20 protein-coding genes are annotated in these 23,030 nt (G+C 65.9%); 6 read left to right on the top strand and 14 right to left on the bottom strand.

The annotated features are described in order from the left end of the window. Positions 1–274: 274 nt before the first annotated feature. A complete protein-coding gene (locus tag JQ573_RS01480) occupies positions 275–967 on the bottom strand; it encodes an RlmE family RNA methyltransferase (RefSeq protein ID WP_212317956.1) in 693 nt (230 codons plus the stop codon). A 166-nt stretch (positions 968–1,133) separates the two neighbouring features. Then, positions 1,134–2,177, bottom strand: a complete 1,044-nt coding sequence (locus JQ573_RS01475) for a Ppx/GppA phosphatase family protein (protein WP_212317958.1) — start codon at positions 2,175–2,177, stop codon at positions 1,134–1,136. A gap of 212 nt (positions 2,178–2,389) precedes the next feature. On the opposite strand from JQ573_RS01475, the gene JQ573_RS01470 reads away from it, so the two are divergent. Next, positions 2,390–4,765 (top strand): xanthine dehydrogenase family protein molybdopterin-binding subunit, encoded by a 2,376-nt coding sequence (locus JQ573_RS01470; protein ID WP_212317959.1) that lies wholly within the window; start codon positions 2,390–2,392, stop codon positions 4,763–4,765. 280 nt (positions 4,766–5,045) lie between these two features. On the opposite strand, the gene JQ573_RS01465 is transcribed toward JQ573_RS01470, so the two are convergent. Further along, positions 5,046–5,852, bottom strand: a complete 807-nt coding sequence (locus tag JQ573_RS01465; protein WP_212317961.1) for a hypothetical protein — start codon at positions 5,850–5,852, stop codon at positions 5,046–5,048. A 136-nt stretch (positions 5,853–5,988) separates the two neighbouring features. On the opposite strand from JQ573_RS01465, the gene JQ573_RS01460 reads away from it, so the two are divergent. The 3 genes from JQ573_RS01460 to JQ573_RS01450 all read left to right on the top strand — a co-directional run bounded on the left by JQ573_RS01460 (position 5,989) and on the right by JQ573_RS01450 (position 9,490). After that, positions 5,989–6,486, top strand: coding sequence for a YaiI/YqxD family protein (locus JQ573_RS01460; RefSeq protein WP_212317963.1), 498 nt, complete (start codon positions 5,989–5,991; stop codon positions 6,484–6,486). Between the two features lie 4 nt (positions 6,487–6,490). Continuing rightward, a complete protein-coding gene (locus tag JQ573_RS01455) occupies positions 6,491–8,305 on the top strand; it encodes an ABC-F family ATP-binding cassette domain-containing protein (protein WP_212317965.1) in 1,815 nt (604 codons plus the stop codon). A 105-nt stretch (positions 8,306–8,410) separates the two neighbouring features. Next, positions 8,411–9,490 (top strand): D-TA family PLP-dependent enzyme, encoded by a 1,080-nt coding sequence (locus tag JQ573_RS01450; RefSeq protein WP_212317967.1) that lies wholly within the window; start codon positions 8,411–8,413, stop codon positions 9,488–9,490. A 98-nt stretch (positions 9,491–9,588) separates the two neighbouring features. Here JQ573_RS01450 and JQ573_RS01445 read toward each other — a convergent pair whose 3' ends face one another. After that, on the bottom strand, positions 9,589–10,491 hold the full coding sequence (locus JQ573_RS01445) for a LysR family transcriptional regulator (protein ID WP_212317969.1): 903 nt from the start codon (positions 10,489–10,491) through the stop codon (positions 9,589–9,591). A 92-nt stretch (positions 10,492–10,583) separates the two neighbouring features. Here JQ573_RS01445 and JQ573_RS01440 point away from each other — a divergent pair, with 92 nt between their 5' ends. Continuing rightward, entirely contained in the window at positions 10,584–11,801 is a 1,218-nt protein-coding gene (locus tag JQ573_RS01440) for an MFS transporter (RefSeq protein ID WP_212317971.1), read from the top strand. A gap of 91 nt (positions 11,802–11,892) precedes the next feature. Here JQ573_RS01440 and JQ573_RS01435 read toward each other — a convergent pair whose 3' ends face one another. The 9 genes from JQ573_RS01435 to JQ573_RS01395 form a co-directional block, all read right to left on the bottom strand. Then, a complete protein-coding gene (locus tag JQ573_RS01435; protein ID WP_212317973.1) occupies positions 11,893–13,113 on the bottom strand; it encodes a TIGR03862 family flavoprotein in 1,221 nt (406 codons plus the stop codon). Positions 13,114–13,115: 2 nt separating this feature from the next. Beyond that, on the bottom strand, positions 13,116–14,033 hold the full coding sequence (locus JQ573_RS01430) for an SDR family NAD(P)-dependent oxidoreductase (RefSeq protein ID WP_212317975.1): 918 nt from the start codon (positions 14,031–14,033) through the stop codon (positions 13,116–13,118). A 257-nt stretch (positions 14,034–14,290) separates the two neighbouring features. Beyond that, positions 14,291–14,437, bottom strand: a complete 147-nt coding sequence (locus JQ573_RS01425; RefSeq protein ID WP_212317977.1) for a hypothetical protein — start codon at positions 14,435–14,437, stop codon at positions 14,291–14,293. Between the two features lie 175 nt (positions 14,438–14,612). After that, positions 14,613–15,092 carry a MaoC family dehydratase gene (locus JQ573_RS01420; protein ID WP_212317979.1) on the bottom strand — a complete coding sequence of 160 codons (480 nt, stop codon included), beginning with the start codon at positions 15,090–15,092 and terminating at the stop codon, positions 14,613–14,615. A 13-nt stretch (positions 15,093–15,105) separates the two neighbouring features. Then, complete coding sequence (locus JQ573_RS01415) at positions 15,106–16,830, bottom strand: AMP-binding protein (RefSeq protein WP_212317981.1); 1,725 nt, start codon at positions 16,828–16,830, stop codon at positions 15,106–15,108. A 152-nt stretch (positions 16,831–16,982) separates the two neighbouring features. Continuing rightward, positions 16,983–17,870, bottom strand: coding sequence for a 3-hydroxyisobutyrate dehydrogenase (mmsB, locus tag JQ573_RS01410; protein WP_212317983.1), 888 nt, complete (start codon positions 17,868–17,870; stop codon positions 16,983–16,985). A 25-nt stretch (positions 17,871–17,895) separates the two neighbouring features. Then, positions 17,896–18,978 (bottom strand): enoyl-CoA hydratase/isomerase family protein, encoded by a 1,083-nt coding sequence (locus tag JQ573_RS01405; RefSeq protein ID WP_212317985.1) that lies wholly within the window; start codon positions 18,976–18,978, stop codon positions 17,896–17,898. Next, entirely contained in the window at positions 18,975–20,120 is a 1,146-nt protein-coding gene (locus JQ573_RS01400) for an isobutyryl-CoA dehydrogenase (protein WP_212317987.1), read from the bottom strand. Before JQ573_RS01400 ends, JQ573_RS01405 begins: the two co-directional genes overlap by 4 nt. A 22-nt stretch (positions 20,121–20,142) precedes the next feature. Further along, complete coding sequence (locus JQ573_RS01395) at positions 20,143–21,639, bottom strand: CoA-acylating methylmalonate-semialdehyde dehydrogenase (RefSeq protein ID WP_212317989.1); 1,497 nt, start codon at positions 21,637–21,639, stop codon at positions 20,143–20,145. A 120-nt stretch (positions 21,640–21,759) separates the two neighbouring features. On the opposite strand from JQ573_RS01395, the gene JQ573_RS01390 reads away from it, so the two are divergent. Continuing rightward, positions 21,760–22,674, top strand: coding sequence for a LysR family transcriptional regulator (locus JQ573_RS01390; protein WP_212317991.1), 915 nt, complete (start codon positions 21,760–21,762; stop codon positions 22,672–22,674). Between the two features lie 15 nt (positions 22,675–22,689). Here JQ573_RS01390 and JQ573_RS01385 read toward each other — a convergent pair whose 3' ends face one another. Continuing rightward, positions 22,690–22,929 (bottom strand): DUF1127 domain-containing protein, encoded by a 240-nt coding sequence (locus tag JQ573_RS01385; protein ID WP_212317993.1) that lies wholly within the window; start codon positions 22,927–22,929, stop codon positions 22,690–22,692. Positions 22,930–23,030 lie beyond the last annotated feature (101 nt).

Here is a 23,030-nt window from a genome sequence, read left to right as displayed (position 1 = left end):
TTGAACAATGGTCGCCATATGAGAGATATGCGCCTGCGCTCCCCGATTTTCCAGTCCGGGAAGAAACGGCCCCAGTGCGCGAAACCCGACGCTGCACCAAGGCCGCCAACCCGGTGGGGGTTTTCTCCCGGTGGGCTTGGGGGGGCATTGGCCGGGAGCAATGGAGTTGACTCCGGCCAGGCGCCAAGGTTCCAACCGGTCGCACTGAAATGTCGTGCCGCGCGCGAGATCAGCGGCTGGGGTGAGTCCGGTCTCCCTCCGTCAATGACAATCTCTACGATGACGGCTGCTGCTGTCCACGAAACCCCGTCGCCAGCACATAGCGCTCGGACGAATCCTGCCGGCTGGCGGACGGCTTGACGTGACGCACGCTGGCGAAATCGCGCTTCAACTGCACCACCAGCTCGGCGTCGGCGCCGCTCTGGAACACTTTTGCCAGGAACGTGCCGCCGGGATTGAGCACCTCTCCGGCAAAATGCGCGGCGGTCTCGACCAGGCCGATGATGCGTAGCTGATCGGTCTTGCGATGGCCCGTGGTGTTGGCAGCCATGTCGGACATCACGAAATCGGCGCGGCCGCCCATCATCGCGATCAGCTCGTCCGGCGCGTCACGGTCGAGGAAGTCGAGCTGCGCGAACGTCACTCCGGGGATCTCGCCCATCTCGAGCAGATCGATCGCGACTACCTTGCCCTTGCCGTCGGCGGCACCGGTACGCTTGGCCGCGATCTGGCTCCAGCCGCCGGGCGCAGCGCCGAGGTCGACGACCGTCATACCCGGCTTGAGCAGGCGGTATTTGTCGTCGATCTCGAGCAGCTTGAACGCCGCGCGCGAGCGGTAGCCCATCGCCTTGGCCTTGGCGACATAGGGATCGTTGAGCTGGCGCTCGAGCCAGAGTTTTGACGACAGCTTTCGCTTGCCGCCGCTCTTGACCGTGACGTGCAGCCGCCCGGTGGTGTCTTTCGCCATATTGCTTCTCTACTCCCTCGCCCCGCTCTTGCGGGGAGAGGGCTGGGGTGAGGGGCCGCTTCCGCAATGAGGATGAGAGATGCGCCCGTGGAGAGTCCCCCTCACCCGGATTGCATTGACATGCAATCCGGCCTCTCCCCGCAAGCGGGGCGAGGCTAAGGCAGCTCTAGCACGCCCGCAGCGCGCCGTCCTCGCGCATCATCTCGACCAGCATGCCCTCGCGCAGGCCGCGATCGGCGACGCGGAGCCGCGGCATCGGGAACGCGTTGCGGATCGCGTCGAGGATCGCGCAGCCGGCCAGCACGAGGTCGGCCCGCTCGACGCTGATGCAGTTGTTGTTGACGCGCGCCTCATAGCTCATGCCGAGCAGCTTCTGGATCGTCGCGGTGACGTCGCCATCGTTCATCCAGATGCCGTCGATACGGCGGCGATCGTAGCGCGACAGATTGAGGAACACGCCGGCGAGCGTGGTCACGGTGCCCGAGGTGCCGAGCATGTGCATGTCGCGCAGATCCTTGCCGTGCTCGGCCGCGAACGGCGCGACGTGGCGGGCGACCTCATCGATCATCCGCGCATACATGTCCCTGGTGACGTTCTTGCCGCCGAAATGTTCGGCGAGCGTCACGACGCCGAGCGGGATCGACATCCACGCCTTGATGCGCGGCGGCGCATCGGGCTTGCCGGGATCGCGCTCGATCCGCACCAGCTCGGTCGAGCCGCCGCCGATGTCGAACAGGATGGCGCCGCGCCCCTTCGGGTCGAGCAGCGGCGAGCAGCCGATCACGGCGAGCGTTGCCTCGGTCTCGCGATCGATCACCTCGAGCTCGATGCCGGTCTCGGCTGCGACGCGCGCGCGAAAGCTTTCGGCATTGCCGGCGGCGCGGCAAGCCTCGGTGGCGATCAGCCGCAGCCGGCGGGCCTTGCGATAGCGGATCTTGTCGCTGCAAATGGCGAGCGCTGCAATCGCCCGCTCGATCGCGGCCTCGCTGATCGAGCCGGTCGCGGCGATGCCCTCGCCAAGCCGGATGATCCGCGAGAACGAGTCGACAACGCGGAACCCGTCGCCGGTGGGACAGGCGATCAACAGCCGGCAATTGTTGGTGCCGAGGTCGAGCGCGGCGTAGACGCCGCTTTCCGCGGCCGCCGCAATCAGCCCTGACGGGGCTTCGCCGGCCGGAGGGCCGTCACAAAGCCGCACATAGTCATTCATCAAAACACTGTCTTTCCGCAGGACCCCAAGGGCAATCCATGGGCCCGCCGAATAATTGTCCGTTCACGGAAACTTTAGCAGCGTCAAAGCCCTACGCAAACTCCGTTCACATTGGGTCCATGCCCAATCGGGCGTTGTCGTTAAGGGGGGCGTGCGTTATCTCGTCTGCGCCCCCAAACTCCAGCAAATCCGGGCATTTCAGGTCATTTTCGATGCAAGATCATACGCCGCCCGCCTCCCTCGAAAACGCTATCGCACTGCAAAAATACGGTGTCGGACAGCCTGTTCGACGAAAGGAGGACGACACCCTGGTGCGCGGCAAGGGCAAATACACCGACGATTTCTCCCTTCCCGGCCAGGCCACCTGCTGGATGGTCCGCTCCTCCCACGCCCACGGCATCATCAAGGGGATCGATACGGAAGCCGCCAAGGCGATGCCGGGCGTGCTCGGCGTCTGGACCGGCGCGGACCTTGCGGCCGCGGGCTACAACCCCTTCACCTGCGGCCTGCCGCTGAAGAACCGCGACGGTTCGCCGCTCAAGCAGACCAACCGCCCGGCGCTCGTGACCGACAAGGTGCGCTTCGTCGGCGATCCCGTCGCCTTCGTGGTCGCGGAAACCGCAGCGCAGGCTCGCGATGCGGCTGAGGCCGTCGAGCTCGACATCGAGCCGCTGCCCGCGGTGACGGACGCGGCCGAAGCGACCAAGCCGGGCGCGCCGCAGCTCTATGACAACATCCCCGATAACGTCGCGCTCGACTATCATTATGGCGACACCGCCAGGATCGAGGCGGCGTTCGCCGCCGCCGCGCACGTCACAAAACTCGACATCGTCAACACCCGTGTCGCCGTGGTCTCGATGGAGCCGCGCGTCGCGCTCGCGCATTACGACAAGAAGACCGAGCGCTTCACGCTGCAGGTGCCGACCCAGGGCGTCTCCGGCAACAAGGCGATCCTGGCGCGCCTGCTCAACGTGCCCGCCGACAAGGTCCGCATCCTCACCGGCAATGTCGGCGGCTCGTTCGGGATGAAGAACCTCAACTACCCCGAATACACCTGCATCGCGCATGCGGCGCGCGAGCTCGGCCGCCCGGTGAAGTGGCTGGATGAGCGCTCGACCAGCTTCCTGTCCGACAGCCAAGGCCGCGCGCAGCTGATCCATGCCGAGCTCGCGCTCGATGCCGACGGCACGTTCCTCGCGGTGCGGCTCTCCGGCTACGGCAATCTCGGCGCCTACATCACCGGCGTCGCGCCGGGCCCGCTGTCGCTCAACACCGGCAAGAACCTCGCCAGCGTCTATCGCACGCCGCTGCTCGGCGTCGACATCAAGACGGTCGTGACCAACACCACGCTGATGGGCGCCTATCGCGGCGCCGGCCGGCCCGAGGCCAATTACTACATGGAGCGGCTGATCGACGCCGCCGCCGACGAGATGGGCATCAACCGCTTCACGCTGCGCAAGCGCAACTTCATCAAGCCGTCGCAGCTGCCGTTCCCGGCCGCCTCCGGCGTCACCTATGACAGCGGCGATTTCGCCGGCGTGTTCCAGAAGGCGCTGGAGATATCCGACTACGAGAACTTCGCCAAGCGCAAGAAGGAGAGCAAAAAGAGCGGCAAGCTGCGCGGCATCGCCGTCGGCTCCTATCTCGAGGTCACCGCGCCGCCGTCTGGCGAACTCGGCAAGATCACCTTCGAGCCCGACGGCTCGGTGAAGCTCACCACCGGCACGCTGGATTACGGCCAGGGCCACGCCACGCCGTTCGCGCAGGTGTTGTCCGACCAGCTCGGCGTTCCCTTCGAGAAGATCACGCTTGAACAGGGCGACAGCGATCTCGTGCGCTTCGGCAACGGCACCGGCGGCTCGCGCTCGATCACCGCGACCGGACAGGCGATCGTCGAGGCTTCCGCGCTGGTGGTCGAGAAGGGCAAGAAGGCCGCCGCGCACATGCTGGAGGCCTCCGAGGCCGACATCGAATTCGGCCAGGGCCGCTTCACCATCGCCGGCACCGACCGCTCGATCGGCATCATGGAGCTCGCCGAGCGGATGCGCGACAGCAAGATGCCGGAGGGCACGCCTGAGACGCTCGACGTCGATCACGCCACCAAGGAGACGGCGTCGACCTTCCCGAACGGCTGTCACGTCGCCGAGGTCGAGATCGATCCCGACACCGGCGTGACGCGGATCGTGCGCTACTCGGCGGTCAACGATTTCGGCACCGTGGTCAATCCGATGATCGTCGCCGGCCAGTTGCATGGCGGCGTGGCGCAGGGCATCGGCCAGGCGCTGATGGAGGAAGTGAGCTACGACGGCTCGGGCCAGCCGATCACCGGCTCGTTCATGGACTACGCGCTGCCGCGCGCCGGCGACGTGCCGTCGATGCTGGTCGGCGATCATCCCTCGCCGGCGAAGTCCAACCCGCTCGGCACCAAGGGCTGCGGCGAAGCCGGCTGCGCCGGCAGCCTCGTCTGTATCGTCAATGCGGTGGTGGACGCGCTGTCGGAGTACGGCATCAAGCACATCAACATGCCGCTGACGCCCGAACGCGTCTGGCGCGCGATCCAGGACGCCAAGGCGAAGGCGGCGGCTTGAAGCAGGCGCCGTCGCCACAAACAACGCTGTCGCCGCCAACACCGCTGTCATCGCCCGCGAAGGCGGGCGATCCAGTATCCCAGAGACGATTGTGCTTGAGCCGAAAGGCCCGGCGTACTGGATCCCCCGCATGCGCGGGGGATGACAGTTGTAGGCGATGCGAGAGCTCAGCCCACCTCACATTCGTCATGCCCAGGCTTGACCCGGGCATCCATCGACTTGAAACGACTCTTGCAAAGGCGATGGATTGCCGGGTCAAGCCCGGCAATGACGGAGCCCCCTACGCCGCGGCCTGCTCGCGCGGCTGGGTGATGGCGATGTGGTGGCAATGCGCGAGCGGCACGCCGTTGCCGAGCACCAGCGCGTCGAGCTCGACGAAGCGGTGGCCCTTCTTGTCGTAATTGCCGGTCACCTTGGCGCGCGCGGTCAACTCGTCGCCGATCTTGCCCGCCGACAACAGCTGCATCCGGGTGCCGACATGGATCCAGGGCCCGAGGATCGCATTGTCGACCAGGACCTTGTTCATCACCCGCGGCAGCAGGCCGGGATGGCCGAGACCTTCGCGCAAGTAGATCGGGTCGGTCTCGCGGATATCGGCGAGATATTCCTTGGCGGCATCGCCGGACCAGTCGCGCGGGATGGTGCCGAGCCACTTGCCCTCTTCATAGGACAACGCGCTGACCGGCTTGCGCTCGGCGACGGCCGCAACCTGCTTGTAATCGTCGAGCACAAACTTCGGCGCAGAGGCCGGCAGCGACGCGGTGCCGGTGGCGCAGAGCTCGCCGCGGCTGGTGAGCTCGATCGTGAGCCCATTGCCGGTCTCCCGGCCGGTCAATTCGGCGATCTCGCCGTCATAGACCGGCTTCACGAAGCGGGCCTCGATCAGGCCACGTTCCAGGAAATCGCGGCCCCACTTCTCGACCGGCAGGTGCATCATGTAGGCCATCACATCGACGCCGGGGACGAGTCCACCGGAAAAGCCGAACTTCCGCGCCACCGTGTCGTCGTGGATCTTGTTCTCCGAGAGCTTTGAGGTGTTGTAGGCCGAGACGCGGTAGGTCTGCGAAGGCGTGGCGCCTGAAGGCATGGGGTTTTCCCTTATTTCCGTTGCTTTTCTGGTGACAATGGTAGTCGAACAAAGAGGCATGGCAAGCCTCTCGTTTTGCTCGCAATTTTCCGCACCATGGAGTACACGCAGGCCGCGCCTGCCAACCACTGAATCGATGACTGAAACCCCTGCCCAACCCCGCATCTATGTCGACGCCGACGCGTGCCCGGTGAAGGACGAAATCTATCGCGTCGCGATCCGGCTCGGCGTGCCCGTCAGCGTGGTCGCGGGCAATTTCATCCGCGTGCCGCAGTATCCCCTGATCGAGCGCATCGCCGCCGGTTCCGGCATGGATGCCGCCGATGACTGGATCGCGGAACGCGCGCATGAGGGCGACATCGTGATCACCGCGGACATTCCGCTGGCGAGTCGCTGCGTCAAGGCCGGCGCCGATGTGATCGCGCCGAACGGCAAGCCGTTCACCGAACAATCGATCGGCATGACGCTCGCGGTGCGCAATTTGATGACCGATTTGCGCTCATCGGGCGAAATCACCGGCGGGCCGAAATCCTACTCGCCGCGCGACCGCTCGAATTTCCTGTCGATGCTCGACCAGACCATCCGCCGCATCCAGCGCCGCCGCGCCGAGCAGGCGCCGGCGAACGGAGTTTAGCGCGATGGCCCCACCGCTCATCCAGCTCAAGGACATCAGCCTGACGTTTGGCGGCACGCCGCTGCTCTCCGGCGTCGAGCTGTCGGTCTCCGCGGGCGAGCGCGTCTGCCTGATCGGCCGCAACGGCTCCGGCAAATCGACGCTGTTGCGCATCGCGGCCGGCCTGGTCGAGCCTGACTCCGGCAGCCGGTTCGTGCAGCCCGGCGCCACCATCCGCTATCTGCCGCAGGAGCCGGATTTCGGCGAGCACAAGACGACGCTGGCCTATGTCGAGGCCGGCCTTGGTCCCGGCGACGACCACTACCAGGCGCGCTATCTGCTTGAACAGCTCGGCCTCACCGGCGAGGAAGATCCCGCGCATGTCTCCGGCGGCGAAGCGCGCCGCGCGGCGCTGGCACGCGTGCTGGCGCCCTCGCCCGACATCCTGCTGCTGGACGAGCCGACCAACCATCTCGATTTGCCGACCATCGAATGGCTCGAAGGCGAATTGGAGAGTCGGCGCTGCGCGCTGGTCCTGATCAGCCACGACCGCCGCTTCCTGACCAATCTGTCGCGCACCACCGCCTGGCTCGACCGCGGCCAGATCCGGCAGATCGAGCGCGGCTTCGGCGCGTTCGAGGCGTGGCGCGACGAGGTGCTCGCTGAGGAAGAGCGCGAGCAGCACAAGCTCGACCGCAAGATCGTCAACGAGGAGCACTGGCTGCGCTACGGCGTCTCCGGCCGCCGCAAGCGCAACGTCAAGCGGCTCGGCAATCTCTTTGCGCTGCGCGACCAGCGCCGCGACTATCGCGGCGCCACCGGCAATGCCACGCTCGCCGCCGCCGAGGCCGAGAAATCCGGCCGCCTCGTGATCGAGGCGAAGACCATCACCAAGGCCTATGGCGAGCGCACGATCGTCGATACCTTCTCGACCCGGATCCAGCGCGGCGACCGCGTCGGCATCGTCGGCCCGAACGGCGCCGGCAAGACCACATTGGTGCATCTCCTGATCGGCAACGATCCGCCCGACTCCGGTTCGGTGCGGCTCGGGGCCAATATCGAGATGGCAACGCTCGACCAGCATCGCGAGAGTCTCGATCCGAAGCTGACGCTGGCCGAGGCTTTGACCGGTGGCCGCGGCGATCACGTCATGGTCGGCGACAAGTCGAAGCACGTCATCGGCTACATGAAGGATTTCCTGTTCGCGCAGGAACAGCGCGGCACGCCGCTGGAAGCCCTTTCCGGCGGCGAGCGCGGCCGGCTGATGCTGGCGCGCGCGCTGGCCAAGCCGTCGAACCTGTTGATCCTGGACGAGCCGACCAACGACCTCGATCTCGAAACCCTCGACGTGCTCGAGGACATGCTCGGCGATTACGACGGCACGGTGATCCTGATCAGCCACGACCGCGACTTCCTCGACCGCGTGGTGACGTCGGTGATCGTGCCCGAAGGCCAGGGACGCTGGATCGAATATGCCGGCGGCTACTCCGACATGCTGGCGCAGCGCGGCGCCGACGTGAAGCGCGAGACGGTGAAGGCGGACGCCGCGATCGAGGAGAAAAAGGAAGCCAGGGCCGCGGCACCCGAAGCGGCACCCAGGCGCCGGCTGAGCTTCAACGAGAAGCACGCGCTGGAGACGCTGCCGAAGACGATCGACAGGCTGCACGCCGAGATCGCAAAGCAGCAGAAGCTGCTCGACGATCCCGACCTCTATGCGAAGGATCGCAAGACATTCGACGCCGCCTCGGCCGCGATCGCCAAGGCGCAGGACGAGCTCGCCACCGCCGAAGACCGCTGGCTCGAGCTCGAAGTGCTCCGCGAAGAGATCGAACAGGCATGATGCGTAGGATGGGTAGAGCGCAGCGAAACCCATCATGACGCAACGAAGGAATTCGATGGGTTTCGCTTCGCTCTACCCATCCTACGAGGCAGAAGAGAGAAAAGCATGACCACGCCCCTCGCCGCCAAGATCGCCAAGGAATACGGCACGCCCTGCGCCGTGATCGACATGGACCGGGTCGAGCGCAACATCGCCCGCATCCAGGCCGCTTGCGATGCGGCCGGCGTCGCCAACCGGCCGCACATCAAGACCCACAAGAACCCGATGCTGGCACAGCTGCAGATCAAGGCCGGCGCCAAGGGCATCACCTGCCAGAAGCTCGGCGAGGCCGAGATCATGGCCGATAGCGGCATCGACGACATCCTGATCAGCTACAATCTGCTCGGCGACGAGAAGATGGCCCGGCTCGGTGCCTTGCAGGGCAAGGCCAACGTCACCGTCGCGGCCGACAATTCGGTCGTGGTCGGCGATCTGCCGAAGGCGGCAGCCGCGTCCGGCCGCCCGCTCTCGGTCGTGGTCGAATGCGACACCGGGCGCAAGCGCGCCGGCGTCGAGACCCCGGCCGAGGCGATCGCGCTGGCGCGCGAGATCGCCGGTTCGAAGGGCCTGAGCTTCGCCGGCTTCATGCTGTACCCGACCGAGACCGGTTGGGCGGATGCGCAGAAATTCTACGACGAGGCGCTGGCCGGCGTGCGCGCCCACGGCCTCGATGCGACCATCGTCTCCACCGGCGGCACGCCGAACCTCGCCAATCTCGGCAAACTGAAGGGCGGCACCGAGCACCGCTTCGGCACCTATATCTACAACGACCGCATGCAGGTCGCGGCCGGCGTCGCCACCTGGGATGACTGCGCGCTGCATATCTATTCCACCGTGGTGAGCCGTGCCGGCCCCGAGCGCGGCATCCTCGATGCCGGCTCCAAGACGCTGACCTCGGACACCGGCGGCCTCGAAGGCCACGGCCTGATCCTCGAACACCCCGAGGCCAAGATCGCACGCTTTGCCGAGGAGCACGGCTTCCTCGACCTCTCCCGCAGCAACACCCGCCCCAACGTCGGCGACGTCGTGCGGATCGTGCCCAATCACGTCTGCGTCGTCGTCAACATGATGGACGAGGTCGTGATGGTGCGCGGCGACGAGATCATCGGCGCGCTGCCGGTGACGGCGCGCGGCAAGCTGCGTTAGCCGTGATCCGTAGGATGGGTAGAGCGCAGCGAAACCCATCATGCTTCCGCGTGGATCGAAATCGATGGGTTTCGCTTCGCTCTACCCATCCTACGAATCTACCCGCGGATCAGCGCCTGCAGCTCGCGGTCCAGCGCATCGCGAAACACCTCGATCGGCCGCGCCAGGCGGCCGGCGGGCGGGCGATGCACGATCCAGGCGCGCACCGCCGGATTGAAATCCGCGATCTTCACGGTCTTGAGCCGACTGCGGATCGGGCTTCGTTTCAACGCCACCGGCGTGACGAGGCCGATACCGAGCCCGCGCGCCACCAGCGACAGGCGTAATTCGCTGTCGAGCGCCTCGACCGCGATGGTGAACGGCAGATGCGCCGCGTCGAAATGGCGCTTCAGCGTCTGGCGGAAGCCGCAGCCGTCCTGGTTGATCACCCACCCGGTCCGCGACAGCCATTCGAGGTCGACGAATTCCGGCGTCTTCATCTCGCGCGCGACGACGAACACCACCGGCTGTGCGCCGAGATCGGAGGCCGCGAGATCCTCGGGCGGCGGGGTGCCGTCGGGCAGGCAGATCGCGGCGGCATCGAGCTCGTTGCGGCTGACCCGCTCCATGTGGTTGGGCGACCAGCCCGAGACGACGCGCACCGCGAGCGCAGGGAATTCGCCGCGCACCGCATCAAGCGGACCGGTGAGCCCCGCCTCCGACAAGAACGGCGTCAGGCCGAGCCTGAACTCGCCGCGCACCACGCCGTCATTGGCGACGCCTGACTTGAGGTCGTCGAGCATGCGCAGCACGCGGCGGCCCTGCTCATAGGCCTCGATCCCCGCCGCCGTCGGCTTCAGCGGCTTCGACAGCCGGTCGAGCAGCTGCGCGCCCAGCATCTCCTCGAGATTCTGGATCCGCCGCGTCACGCCGGGTTGGGTCAGGTTCAGCCGCGCTGAGGCCGCGACGATCGATCCGGTCTCCACCACGGCGACGAACGCCACAAGGTCGTGGATGTTCATAACAAACTCGCATATTCTTCATCAACTTATTTGAATTGTAGCATATTACACCGATCCCCTAAAGGGGTCTCGCCACTCCATCGCGAGGTCCCATGACGATTTCCGAAGCCACCAAGCTCTCCCCGGCGCGCGCCGTCTCCGTGCGTCCCCTGATCTGGATCGGCGCCATCACGACCGGCACCGTCGTCACCAATCTGTTTGCGCCGCAGATCCTGGTTGGCCTGATGAGCCGATCGCTCGACATGACCGCGCTGCAGGCCGGCCTGATCTCGACGCTGACCCTGCTCGGCTACGCGCTCGGGCTGTTGCTGCTGGTGCCGCTGGTCGATCTCGCCGAGAACAAGCGGCTGATCCTGCGCACACTTGCCTGCGCCATCGTGGCCGCGATCGGCACCGCGCTGGCGCCGACGCCGCTGATCTTGTTGGCCGCCACCTTCATCCTCGGCGCCTCCTGCGCCGCGATCCAGATGGTGGTGCCGCTGGTCGCCTCGATGGTACCGCCGGAGCGCCGCGGACAAGCGATCGGCGATGTCATGAGCGGCCTGATGATCGGCATCCTGCTGTCACGGCCGATGGCGAGCTTGATCGCGGACAGCTGGAACTGGCGCGGCTACTATCTCACCTCGGCCGTCCTGATGACCGTGCTCGGTTGCGCGCTGGCGCGCTATCTGCCGACGCTGCAGCCCGCGGCGAAGGTCAGCTACGGTGGGCTGCTGCGTTCATTTCCGAGATTGCTGCGCGAGGAGCCGGTGCTGCGCGTTCGGTCCTGGACCGCCGCGCTGGTGATGGCATCGTTCACCGCATTCTGGGCCGCGGTGGCGCTGCGGCTGCCGGATGCGCCGTTCAAGCTCGACGCCAAGGGGATCGCGCTGTTCGCGCTGATTGGCGTGGCCGGGGCAGCGGCAACCCCGATCGCCGGACGCTGGGGCGACCGAGGTTTCGCGCGGCCGTTGCTGATCGTCTCGCACCTTCTCATCGTCGGTGCGCTCGCGCTGTGCGCCTGCGCCGGCATGACCGAATCGCGGATCACGGCCCTCGCGCTGCTTGGCGTCGGCGCCGTGCTGCTCGATTTCGGCATCACCACCGACCAGACGCTCGGCCGCCGCGCCGTCAATCTGTTGCAGCCGGAGGCGCGCGGCCGGATCAACGGCCTGTTCGTGGCGTTGTTCTTCATCGGCGGCGCGGTTGGCGCGGCGGCTGCGTCGGCGGCGTGGAGTTATGGTGGATGGACGGCGGTCTGCGCGGTGGCTGCCACGTTCGGTGTGCTCGGGTTCATCACCGACATCGCGACGAAGACAGGATCGGAATGAGTGGCACCGCGTAGGATGGGTAGAGCGCAGCGAAACCCATCATGCTTCCGCGCGGAAGGAAGTCGATGGGTTTCGCTTCGCTCTACCCATCCTACGATTTCTGCGCGAGCCATCGCAACGCGCCCTTCCCCGCAGCGCCCCCCGTCGCAAACGACGCCTGCAACAGATAGCCGCCGGTCGGCGCCTCCCAGTCGAGCATCTCGCCGGCGGCGAAAACGCCGGGCAGCCGACGCAGCATGAAGTGCGCGTCGAGCTCGTCGAACCTGATCCCGCCGGCGCTCGAGATCGCGCGCGCGATCGGCGCCACGCCCGATATCTCGATCGGCACCGCATTGATCAGCCCGGCCAGTCCAGCCGGCGGCCGCGCGGCCAGCGATCGGCCGGAGACGGCGGCCGCCTCCTGCAACAGCCCGATGCCGACCGGCGAGAGCTGCGCGGCCTTGCGCAGGAAGTTGGAGAAGGACTGCTTGCCCTTCGGCGCCGACAGGCGTGCAATCAGTTCGTCATGTGCAGCATCAGGCCGCAGCGCCACGCTGAGCGTCGCCGTTCCCTTGGCGAGCACCGCCTCGCGCAATTCCGCCGACAGCGCGTAGATCGCGCCGCCTTCGATGCCGGTGCGGGTGACGATCGCCTCACCGCGCACGGTGTGCGGGCCGATCGTGAGGGCGACGCCTTTGAGCGGCTGGCCCTCAAACCGGTCACGAAAGACATTCGACCACGCGACCGTGAAGCCGGAATTGGCCGGTTTCATCGGAGCCACGGCAATGCCCTTCGCCGCGAGGAGCTCCGCCCAGGCACCGTCCGAGCCGAGCCGCGGCCAGCTCGCGCCGCCGAGCGCGAGCACGGCTGCGTCAGCGTTGACCGCGCGCGGGCCGTCCGGCGTCTCAAACAGCAGTCCGCCGCGCACGTCCCAACCGATCCAGCGATGCCGGAATGCGAACGCAACGCCCGCGGCATCGAGCCGCCGCAGCCAGGCACGCAAGAGAGGTGATGCCTTGAATGCCTTGGGAAACACCCGGCCGCTGCTGCCGACGAAGGTCGGCTGCCCCAGCGCTTCGCTCCAGGCGCGCAAGCTGTCCGGCGGAAACGCCTCGACCGCGGCCTTCAGGTGCGTCATCGCCTCGCGATAGCGCGCAAGAAAATCGGGCAACGGCTCACTGTGGGTAAGATTGAGCCCGCCGCGCCCGGCCATCAGGAACTTGCGGCCGGCGGACGGCATCGCGTCATAGACGGTGACGTGCGCCCCGCCCGCCGCAAGCGTTTCCGCCGCCATCAGGCCGGCGGGACCGGCTCCGATGACGGCGACGCTCATGCTCAGAGCTTGATCCCGGCCCGCGCGGCGGCCTGGGCGACGTATTTCTGCGTCTGCTCGAACGCGCCCTGCAACGCCTTCGCGGTCGACATGTCGCTGATCGCGTTGAAGTGCGCGGCGACGCCGTCGGGCGTCCATTCGGATTGCGGCAGGTTGACGCCTTCGGTCTCCAGCACGCGGATCACCGCGAACGAACCGGCACCGGCGCCCATGATGGTGCGGGTCGGCGCATCCTCCGAGAGCAGGAATTCGACCGCCGGCGTGATCGCTTCCGGCTTCATCAGCGCCAGCGCCTGCGGCGGCAGCAGTTCCTCGGTCATGCGGGTCGCAGCCGTCGGCGAGACGGTGTTGACCTTGATGTTGTTCTTGCGGCCCTCTTCGGCGAGCACGTTCATCAGGCCGACCATGCCGGCCTTCGCTGCGCCGTAATTGGCCTGGCCGAAATTGCCGAACAGGCCGGACGACGACGTCGTCAGCACGATGCGGCCGTAGTTGCGCTCGCGCATGCCGGCCCACACCGCCTTGCAGCAATAGAAGGTGCCGGTGAGATGCACGTCGAGCACCTTGGCCCAGTCGGCAACCTCGAGCTTGGTGAACGACTTGTCGCGCAGGATGCCGGCATTGGCGCAGAGCAGATCGACGCTGCCCCACTCCTTGGTGGCCCGCTCGACCATCGCGGTGACCTGCTCGAAGTTCGAGACGTCGGCGCCGTCGGCCATCGCGGTGCCGCCGGCCTTGCGGATCTCCTCGACCACGGTCTCGGCCGGCGACAGCGAGCCGCCGGTGCCGTCGCGCGCGCCGCCGAAATCGTTGACCACGACCTTGGCGCCGCGGCTGGCGAGCCCCAGCGCATGCGCCCGCCCAAGACCATTGCCCGCGCCGGTGACGATAGCGACGCGTCCGTCAAACCTGATTGCCATGCTTGTCGTTCCTGCTCTTACTTCCCTTCCCCCCCTTTTGGGAGAAGGTGGCGCGAAGCGCCGGATGAGGGGTCTGTCTCCGCGAGCGCACGTGAGTGTCTTTGCGTAGAGACAGACCCCTCACCCGGCTTCGCGTTCCGCGAAGCCACCCTCTCCCACAGGGGGAGAGGGCGAAAACGCTCGCGATTGGCCGCTTTTGAGCAGCGATGGATGGCCGGGTCAAGCCCGGCCAGGACCCAAGCGGCCACCAGGGGGCGCTAGACGTCTGGGGTCATCGACCCGCAGGGTTTCAGGCTTTTGAGCAGGTGCCCGCTCCAGCACTCGTGATGCTCCTGGGCGTAGCTCATCGAGCCAATCAAAATCAAACCGACCACGACAAGTCCGGCGACGATGTTCTGCACCATGGCTGCCACTCCCGGGACCGCACCGCCTCAACGGGGGCATGATGGACACCAGGGATCAAAGCCGTCAATGCGCTATGTGGATGAGCGGTGCAACGCACAACCTGTGAAGGCGGGTCGAGGCGGGCTCGCTCCACCTCTCCCGCTTGCGGGAAAAGTGGAGCTACTCAACCATCCCTCAGCTGAAATAGATCAGGCCGAGCCAGTCGGCGACCAGCGCTGGCTTCTCCTCGCCCTCGATCTCGACCGTGACGTTGGTGCGCGACAGCAGTTCCTTCGGCTTGCGCAGCGTGGCTTCCGCCAGCACAAAGCGGCCGCGAACGCGCTTTCCCGAGCGCACCGGCGAGATGAAGCGCAGCTTGTCGAAGCCGTAATTGACGCCCATCGCGGTGCCCTCGAGCACCGGCATCACCTCGTAGGACATGATCGACAGCAACGACATCGTCAGGAAGCCATGGGCGATCGTGGTGCCGAAGGCGGTCTCCTTCTTCGCGCGGTCGGGATCGACATGGATGAACTGGTGATCCTCGATCACGTCGGCATAGGTGTCGATGCGGCCCTGATCGAGCAGGTGCCATGAGGACACGCCGATCTCCTTGCCGACCATGCCCTGGTAGGTTTCCAGCGACACCGGCGGCTTCTTCCAGACTTCGTTCATTGGCTAACCTCTGCTAACCGGAGGTCCGCACCTTTTGCAGCTCCGGAAATTCTTCCTCGCGGAACTCGGCTCCGCGCAACGCATCGCTTCTGACATCGTCATGTTCGAGCCGGCGCAACTGTACCCGGCGGATTTTTCCAGAAATCGTCTTTGGCAGTTCGGTGACCAGCTCGATCTTGCGGATGCGTTTAAACGGTGCGAGCCGCGTGTGCAAATGTTTGAAGATCGACAGCGCCGTCTCCGGGCTGCGCTCGACGCCTGATACCAGCAATATATAGGCCTTGGGGATCGCGAGCCGGATCGGGTCCGGGCTCGGCACCACGGCAGCTTCTGCCACCGCATCATGCTCCAGCAGCACGCTCTCCAGCTCGAATGGTGAGATGCGGTAGTCGGAGGACTTGAACACGTCGTCGGTGCGGCCGACGAAGGTGAGATAGCCCTCGTCATCGGTGAACACGACGTCACCGCTGCGATAGATCTCGCCGTCGGTGCCGATCAGCTTGCCGTCGTCGCCCTGATAGCCCTGCATCAGGCCCGCCGGCCGGTCAGGGCCGAGCAGCAGCGTCACCTCGCCCTCCTTCGCGGCGTGGCCGTCATTGTCGGTCACCTGCACCCGATAGCCCGGCAGCGGCCGGCCCATCGAGCCGACCTTGACCTTCTGCCCCGGCGAGTTGCCGGCCAGCGCCGTGGTCTCAGTCTGGCCGTAGCCGTCGCGGATGGTCAGGCCCCAGGCCGATTTGACCTGGTCGATGATCTCGGGATTGAGCGGCTCGCCCGCGCCGCACACTTCACGCAGGCTCACCTTGAAGTCCGACAGTTGCTCCTGAATGAACATCCGCCACACCGTAGGCGGCGCGCACAGCGTGGTGACGCCGCAGCGGCCGATGATCGAGAGCAGTCCCTTCGCCTCGAAGCGCGGCTGGTTGGCGATGAAGATCGTTGCACCGGCATTCCACGGCGCGAAGAAGCAACTCCAGGCATGCTTGGCCCAGCCGGGCGAGGAAATGTTGAGATGGATGTCGCCGGGCTGCAGGCCGATCCAATACATGGTCGAGAGATGGCCGACCGGATAGCTGCGCTGGCTGTGCCGCACCAGCTTCGGCTTTGCCGTGGTGCCCGAGGTGAAATACAGCAGCATCGGGTCATCGGCCTTGGTCGGGCCATCAGGCGTGAAGGCATCCGACGCCTTGGCTGCATCCTCGAACGGCAACCAGCCGTCCTGCGGCTGCGTCGCGCCGACCACGATGCGCACCAGCTTGTCGCCGCCGAGGCCTGCGAACTTCGCGACCTGATCCTGCGTGGCGACCACCGCCTTCGCCTTGCCGCGATCGAGCCGGTCGCGCAATTCATCCGCGGTCAATAGCGTGGTCGCGGGGATCACGACGACGCCGAGCTTCATCGCCGCCAGCATGGTCTCCCACAGCGGCACCACATTGCCGAGCAGCAGCAGCAGATGGTCGCCGCGCTTCAGCCCCTGCGCGCGCAGGAAGTTCGCGACCTGGTTGGAGCGGCGCGACAGCTCGGCGAACGACAGATTGGTCTCGTTGCCGCTGGCAGCATCGACGATCCACAGCGCCGGCCGGTCGCGGCTGTCGGCATTGTGCGCCAGCTCGGCGTCGAACCAGTCGAGCGCCCAGTTGAACGGCACGGGATCCGGCCAGCGAAATCCCTTCACCGCGGCGTCGTAGTCGGTGCGGTGCTTGAGCAGAAAGGCGCGTGCGTCCTGAAATGTGGTCATCGTCCGAACCCGTCGAATTCACGCTAGGCAACCAGCGTTGCATTCAATCGTAGCCCGGATGGAGCGTAGCGAAATCCGGGCCGGTCACGCCAACTGATGAAGCGGTCCCGGATTTTCGCTACGCTCCATCCGGGCTACCAGTGGAAGGCCCGCTATTTCCCAGCGAGGCTCCGAACGTGCTGGATAATTCCTGAAAAGTCGACCCCGCCGTGCCCCGACGCGTCGAAGGTCTTATAGAGCTCCTGCGCATGCTTGCCGAGCGGCGTCACGGCGCCGGCGGCATTGGCGGCGTCCTGTGCCAGCGTCAGGTCCTTGACCATCAGGTTCGAGGCGAAACCCGGCTTGTAATCGTTGTTGGCCGGCGAGGTCGGCACCGGGCCGGGAACCGGGCAGTAGGTGGTCAGCGACCAGCACTGTCCCGACGAAGTCGAGGCGACGTCGAACAGCGCCTGGTGCGACAGGCCGAGCTTTTCGGCAAGCACAAAGGCCTCGCCGACCGCGATCATGGAAATGCCGAGGATCATGTTGTTGCAGATCTTGGCCGCCTGCCCTGCGCCGCCGCCGCCGCAATGCACGATCTTCTTGCCCATGTTGGCCAGCATCGGCTGCGCCGCCGCGAACGCCTTCGCCTCACCGCCGCACATGAAGGTCAGCGTCGCGCCCTTGGCGCCGCCGGTGCCGCCGGAAACCGGCGCATCGACTGAGGCGATGCCGTGCTTGGCGGCAAGCGCATGCGCCTGCTTGGCGCTCTCGACGTCGATGGTCGAGCAATCGATGATCAGCGTGCCCTTCACCATCGCGGGCAGCACCTCGTTCCAGACGCCGAGCACATGCTTGCCGGCCGGCAGCATCGTGATCACGACATCGGCGCCCTTCACCGCGCCGACGCCGCTCTCGGCGATCGCGGCGCCGTCGTGCCTCGCCTGATCGCGCGATGCTGCGACCAGATCGAACGCGGTCACCTTGTGGCCGGCCTTGACCAGATTGGCCGCCATCGGCCCGCCCATATTGCCGAGCCCGATGAATGCGACGTTTGCCATGGGAAGTCCTCCGCTTGCGACGTTTCTATTTGCTGTCAGGAAATTTCAGTTCATCGGCACCGATCTCGGCGAAGTAAGGCGCCAGCATCTCCGCCGTCACGTCCTCGATATTGGCCGGCGACCATTTCGGATTGCGGTCCTTGTCGATCACGGCGGCGCGCACGCCCTCGCGGAAATCGTCGCTGGCGAACACTTCGAGCGCCGCGCGATATTCGCGCACCAGGCACTCCTCCAGCGTCTCGGTGGCGCGCGCCAATCGCAACAGTTTCAGTGTCACCACCATGCCGCGCGGCGACTTCTCGCCGAGCGTCTTCAGCGTGGCTTGCGCGAGGTCAGAGCCATCGGCTTTCAGCGCGTCAACTATGTCTTCCATCCGTCCGCGCGCGAACCAGCCGTCGATCCTGGCCTGCATCGCAGCGACAGGGCCGGATTTCTCACCGGTGGCAAAACCTGCGATCAGCCGGTCGATTTCGGCGGACGTCGTGCCCGGCGCAACCTTGATCAGCGCCTCGCGCAACGCCGGAAGCTCGGCGCTCGGCACCACCGCGTCAGCGAATTTAGCATAGATCGCATCGGGTCCGTTCATGGTGGTGCCGGTGAGACCAAAATAGGTGCCGACCTCGCCGGGCGAACGCGACAGCAGATAGGTGCCGCCGACATCGGGGAAGAAGCCGAGCCCGACTTCGGGCATCGCCAGCTTGGTTCGCTCGGTCACCACGCGGTGCCGGCTGTGCGCCGACAGGCCGACGCCGCCGCCCATCACGATGCCGTCCATGAAGGCGACGTAGGGCTTCGGAAATTTCTTGATCCGCGCGTTGAGGATGTACTCGTCGCGCCACAGTATCTTGCCGAGGTCGCCCTTGGCCTTCGAGCTTTCCCAGAGCGCGCGGATATCGCCGCCGGCGCAGAGGCCGCGCTCGCCGGCCCCTTCCAGCACGATGACCGCGACATCAGGATCGGCCTCGAACGCGTCGAGCGCCTTGTCGATGTCGTGAAACATCTCCAATGTCACGGCATTGATCGCCTTCGGCCGGTTGAGCCGGATGATGCCGGCCGCCCCTTCCTTGCGCGCAATCAGGTCGCCTTCGGCAGCGGCCACATCATTCATCGCGCGCCCTCAATCAACTTGCGCGACACGATCAGCCGCATGATTTCATTGGTGCCTTCGAGGATCTGATGCACGCGCAAATCGCGCACGATCTTCTCGACGCCGTATTCGCTGAGGTAGCCGTAGCCGCCATGCAATTGCAGCGCCTGGTTGGCGACCTCGAAGCCGACATCGGTGCCGAACCGTTTCGCCATCGCGCACAGCATGGACGCGTCAGCATCCTTGCGGTCGAGCGCCGCGGCTGCGCGCCACAGAAAAGTGCGTGCGGCTTCCAGCTCGGTCGCCATGTCGGCGATCTTGAACTGCAGCGCCTGGAACTCGTCGAGCCGCTTTCCAAACGCCTTGCGGTCCTTCATGTAGGCCAGCGCCTTGTCGAGCGCCGTCTGCGCACCGCCGAGCGAGCACGCTGCGATGTTGAGACGGCCGCCATCGAGGCCGGCCATCGCGATCTTGAAGCCGATGCCCTCCTCGCCGAGCCGGTTTTCGACCGGCACGCGCGCGTTCTCGAATACGACCGCGCGGGTCGGCTGCGCATTCCAGCCCATCTTGCGCTCGTTGGCGCCGAACGAGACGCCCGGCGTCTTGCCGTCGACGACGATCGTCGAGACGCCGCCGGGGCCATCGCCACCGGTGCGCACCATCGCCACCAGGAGATCGGTGCTGCCGGCGCCGGAGATGAACTGCTTCTGGCCGTTGAGCACGTAATGATCGCCGTCGCGCACCGCGCGGGTGCGCAGCGCAGCGGCGTCGGAGCCGGCGCCCGGCTCGGTCAGGCAGTAGCTGGCGAGCAGCTCCATGGTGCAGAGCTTCGGCAGCCATCTGTGGCGCTGGGTGTCGTTGCCATGGGCATCGATCATCCACGACGCCATGTTGTGGATCGAGATGAAGGCGGACGTGGTCGGACAGCCCGTCGCCAAGGCCTCGAAGATCAGCGCGGCGTCGAAGCGCGTCATCGCCGAGCCGCCGACATCGTCCTTGATATAGATGCCGCCGATGCCGAGGCCTGCTGCCTCGCGCATCACGTCCACCGGAAAGTGCTTCTTCTCGTCCCACTCGAGCGCGTGCGGCGCGATCTTCTCCGCCGCAAACGCTCGCGCCATGTCGCGAACTGCGATCTGGTCCTCGTTGAGAGCGAACTGCATCATTGCCTCGCCCTGAACGGATTTACTTCATCGTCGGGATCGAGAACTCCGCGCCGTCCTTGACGCCGGACGGCCAACGCGAGGTCACCGTCTTGGTCTTGGTGTAGAAGCGAACCGAGTCCGGACCGTGCTGGTTGAGATCGCCGAAGCCGGACTTCTTCCAGCCGCCGAAGGTGTAATAGGCGATCGGCACCGGGATCGGCACGTTGACGCCGACCATGCCGACATTGACCTTGGCCGCGAAGTCGCGTGCGGCGTCGCCGTCACGGGTGAAGATCGCAACGCCGTTGCCGTAGTCGTGGTCGGACGGCAGCGCCAGCGCCTCGTGATAGTCCTTGGCGCGCACCACCGAGAGCACCGGACCGAAAATCTCTTCCTTGTAGATCCGCATGTCCTTGGTGACGTTGTCGAACAGCGAACCGCCGAGATAGAAGCCGTTCTCGTAGCCCTGCATCTTGAAGCCGCGGCCGTCGACAGCGAGCGTCGCGCCTTCCTTGACGCCGATATCGATGTAGCTCTTGACCTTCTCGACCGCCTCGCGGGTCACCAGCGGACCATAGTCGGCCGACGGATCGACCGAGGTGCCGATCTTGAGCGACTCGACGCGCGGGATCAGCTTTTCCATCAGCCGGTCGGCAGTGGTCTTGCCGACGGGCACCGCAACCGACACCGCCATGCAGCGCTCGCCGGCCGAGCCGTAGCCGGCGCCGATCAGCGCGTCGACCGCCTGGTCCATGTCGGCGTCCGGCATGATGATGGCGTGGTTCTTGGCGCCGCCGAAGCACTGGCAGCGCTTGCCGGTCTGCGCGGCGCGCTCGTAGATGTACTGCGCGATCGGGGTCGAGCCGACGAAGCCGATCGCCTTGACGTCGGGATCGTCGAGGATGGCGTCGACCGCTTCCTTGTCACCGTTGACGACGTTGAGGATGCCGGCCGGCAGGCCCGCTTCGATCATCAATTCGGCAAGCATCATCGGCACGCCCGGATCGCGCTCCGACGGCTTGAGGATGAAGGCGTTGCCGCAGGCGATCGCGGGCGCGAACTTCCACATCGGGATCATCGCCGGGAAGTTGAACGGCGTGATGCCGGCGACGACGCCGAGCGGCTGGCGCATCGAATAGATGTCGATGCCTGGGCCGGCGCCTTCGGTGTACTCGCCCTTCATCAGATGCGGGATGCCGCAGGCGAACTCGGCGACCTCGAGGCCGCGCTGGATGTCGCCCTTGGCGTCGGGGACGGTCTTGCCGTGCTCACGCGCCAACAGCTCGGCGAGCTTGTCATAGTCGCGCTGCACCAGCTCGACGAATTTCATCATCACGCGCGCGCGGCGCTGCGGGTTGGTGGCGGCCCATTCGCCCTGCGCAGCGCGGGCGTTCTCGACCGCGGCGCGAACCTCGGCCTTGGAGGCCAGCGCCACCTTGGCCTGGACGTCGCCGGTCATCGGCTCGAAGACGTCGGCCGTACGGCCCGAGGTGCCCTTGACCTCCTTGCCACCGATGAAATGTCCGATCGAGCGCATGAATATCCTCCCTTGAAGACGTGAATCGCCGCTCCTCGCGGCGAGATCGCTTTACAAACCCTAATGACCCTGCATTTTATAGGATTCAAGTCCGATAAATTGCACCTTAGATGTGCGGAAATGCAGGATCAAGGCGGCGACACGATCGACTGGGACGACTTCCGTTTCGTGCTGTCCATCGTGCGCGGCGGGTCGGTGTCGGCTGCCGCCAAGCAGCTCGGCGTCGATCATGCCACAGTGATCCGGCGTGTCGACCGGCTGGAGCGCCACCTCTCCGCAAAACTGTTTGATCGCCGCAAGACCGGCTACCTGCTGACCGAGGCCGGCCAGCGCGTCGCGGACAGCGCCGAGGCGATGGAATCGACCATTGTCGCCAACCAGGAGGCGGTCGGCGGCTCGCGCGCGCATCTCACCGGCACGGTGCGGATCGGCGCGCCCGACGGCTTCGGCAGCCACTTTTTGGCCTCGCGGCTGGTCAAGTTCACCGAGCGGTATCCCGATCTCGATCTGCAGCTCGTCGCCACCGCGCGGCTGTTCTCGCTCTCCAAGCGCGAGGCCGATATCGCGATCAGCCTGACCATGCCGAAGGAGGGCCGCATCGTCGGCCGCAAACTGCTCGACTACACGCTCGGGCTTTATGCCGCACCCGGCTATCTGGCGCAGGCGCCAAAGATCGCCGCGCGTGCCGACCTGCCGAAGCACCGCTTCGTCGGCTATATCGAGGAACTGTTGTTCACGCCGGAACTGGACTATCTGCCGCTGGTCTCGCCGAAGATCTCGGCCAAATTCCGCAGCGCCAACCTGATCGCACAGCTCAACGCCACCATCGCCGGCTTCGGCATCGCCGTGCTGCCGCACTTCATGGCGTCCGCCCACCCCGAGTTGCAGCCGGTGCTGCGCGACGAGGTGCGGATCTCGCGCACCTTCTGGCTCCTGATGCACGCCGACAGCAAGGACCTCGCGCGCATCCGCGCCGTGGCGGACTACATCTACGAGACCGTGGAGTCCGAGCGCGCGCTGTTCAGCGGGGCGTAGGGCTCACCGACATCGTCAGACGGATCGAATGCCTCGCGGGTCCGTATCCCGGTTCGATGCTACATAGTCGACCTCACCACGCGAGATCCCGATGTCCATTAGCTCCCGATCACTCAGGCTGCCGAGATCGGAACGAAGCCGCTCCCATTTGCGCCATTCCTGAACTGCATCCCAAAAGCCCTTGAAAGCACTGAAGATCCGCGGCGTCGATGCGACCGCCTGGGCTGAACTCGTTGGACCGTAGATCGTGCTCATTGCAGCACCTCCAGGATACGTTCATCCACCCAGACAAGGTGCCGCGGCATGAACGCGCGCGCTTAACACGCTGCTTACATTTTCCTCACCAGCGGCTTATT

Origin of the sequence: Bradyrhizobium sp. AUGA SZCCT0105 (assembly GCF_018129565.1) — a bacterium.
Taxonomy (GTDB): domain Bacteria; phylum Pseudomonadota; class Alphaproteobacteria; order Rhizobiales; family Xanthobacteraceae; genus Bradyrhizobium.
Note: the sequence above shows the minus strand (reverse complement) of the source record. Positions and strands in the feature narration are given on the sequence as shown.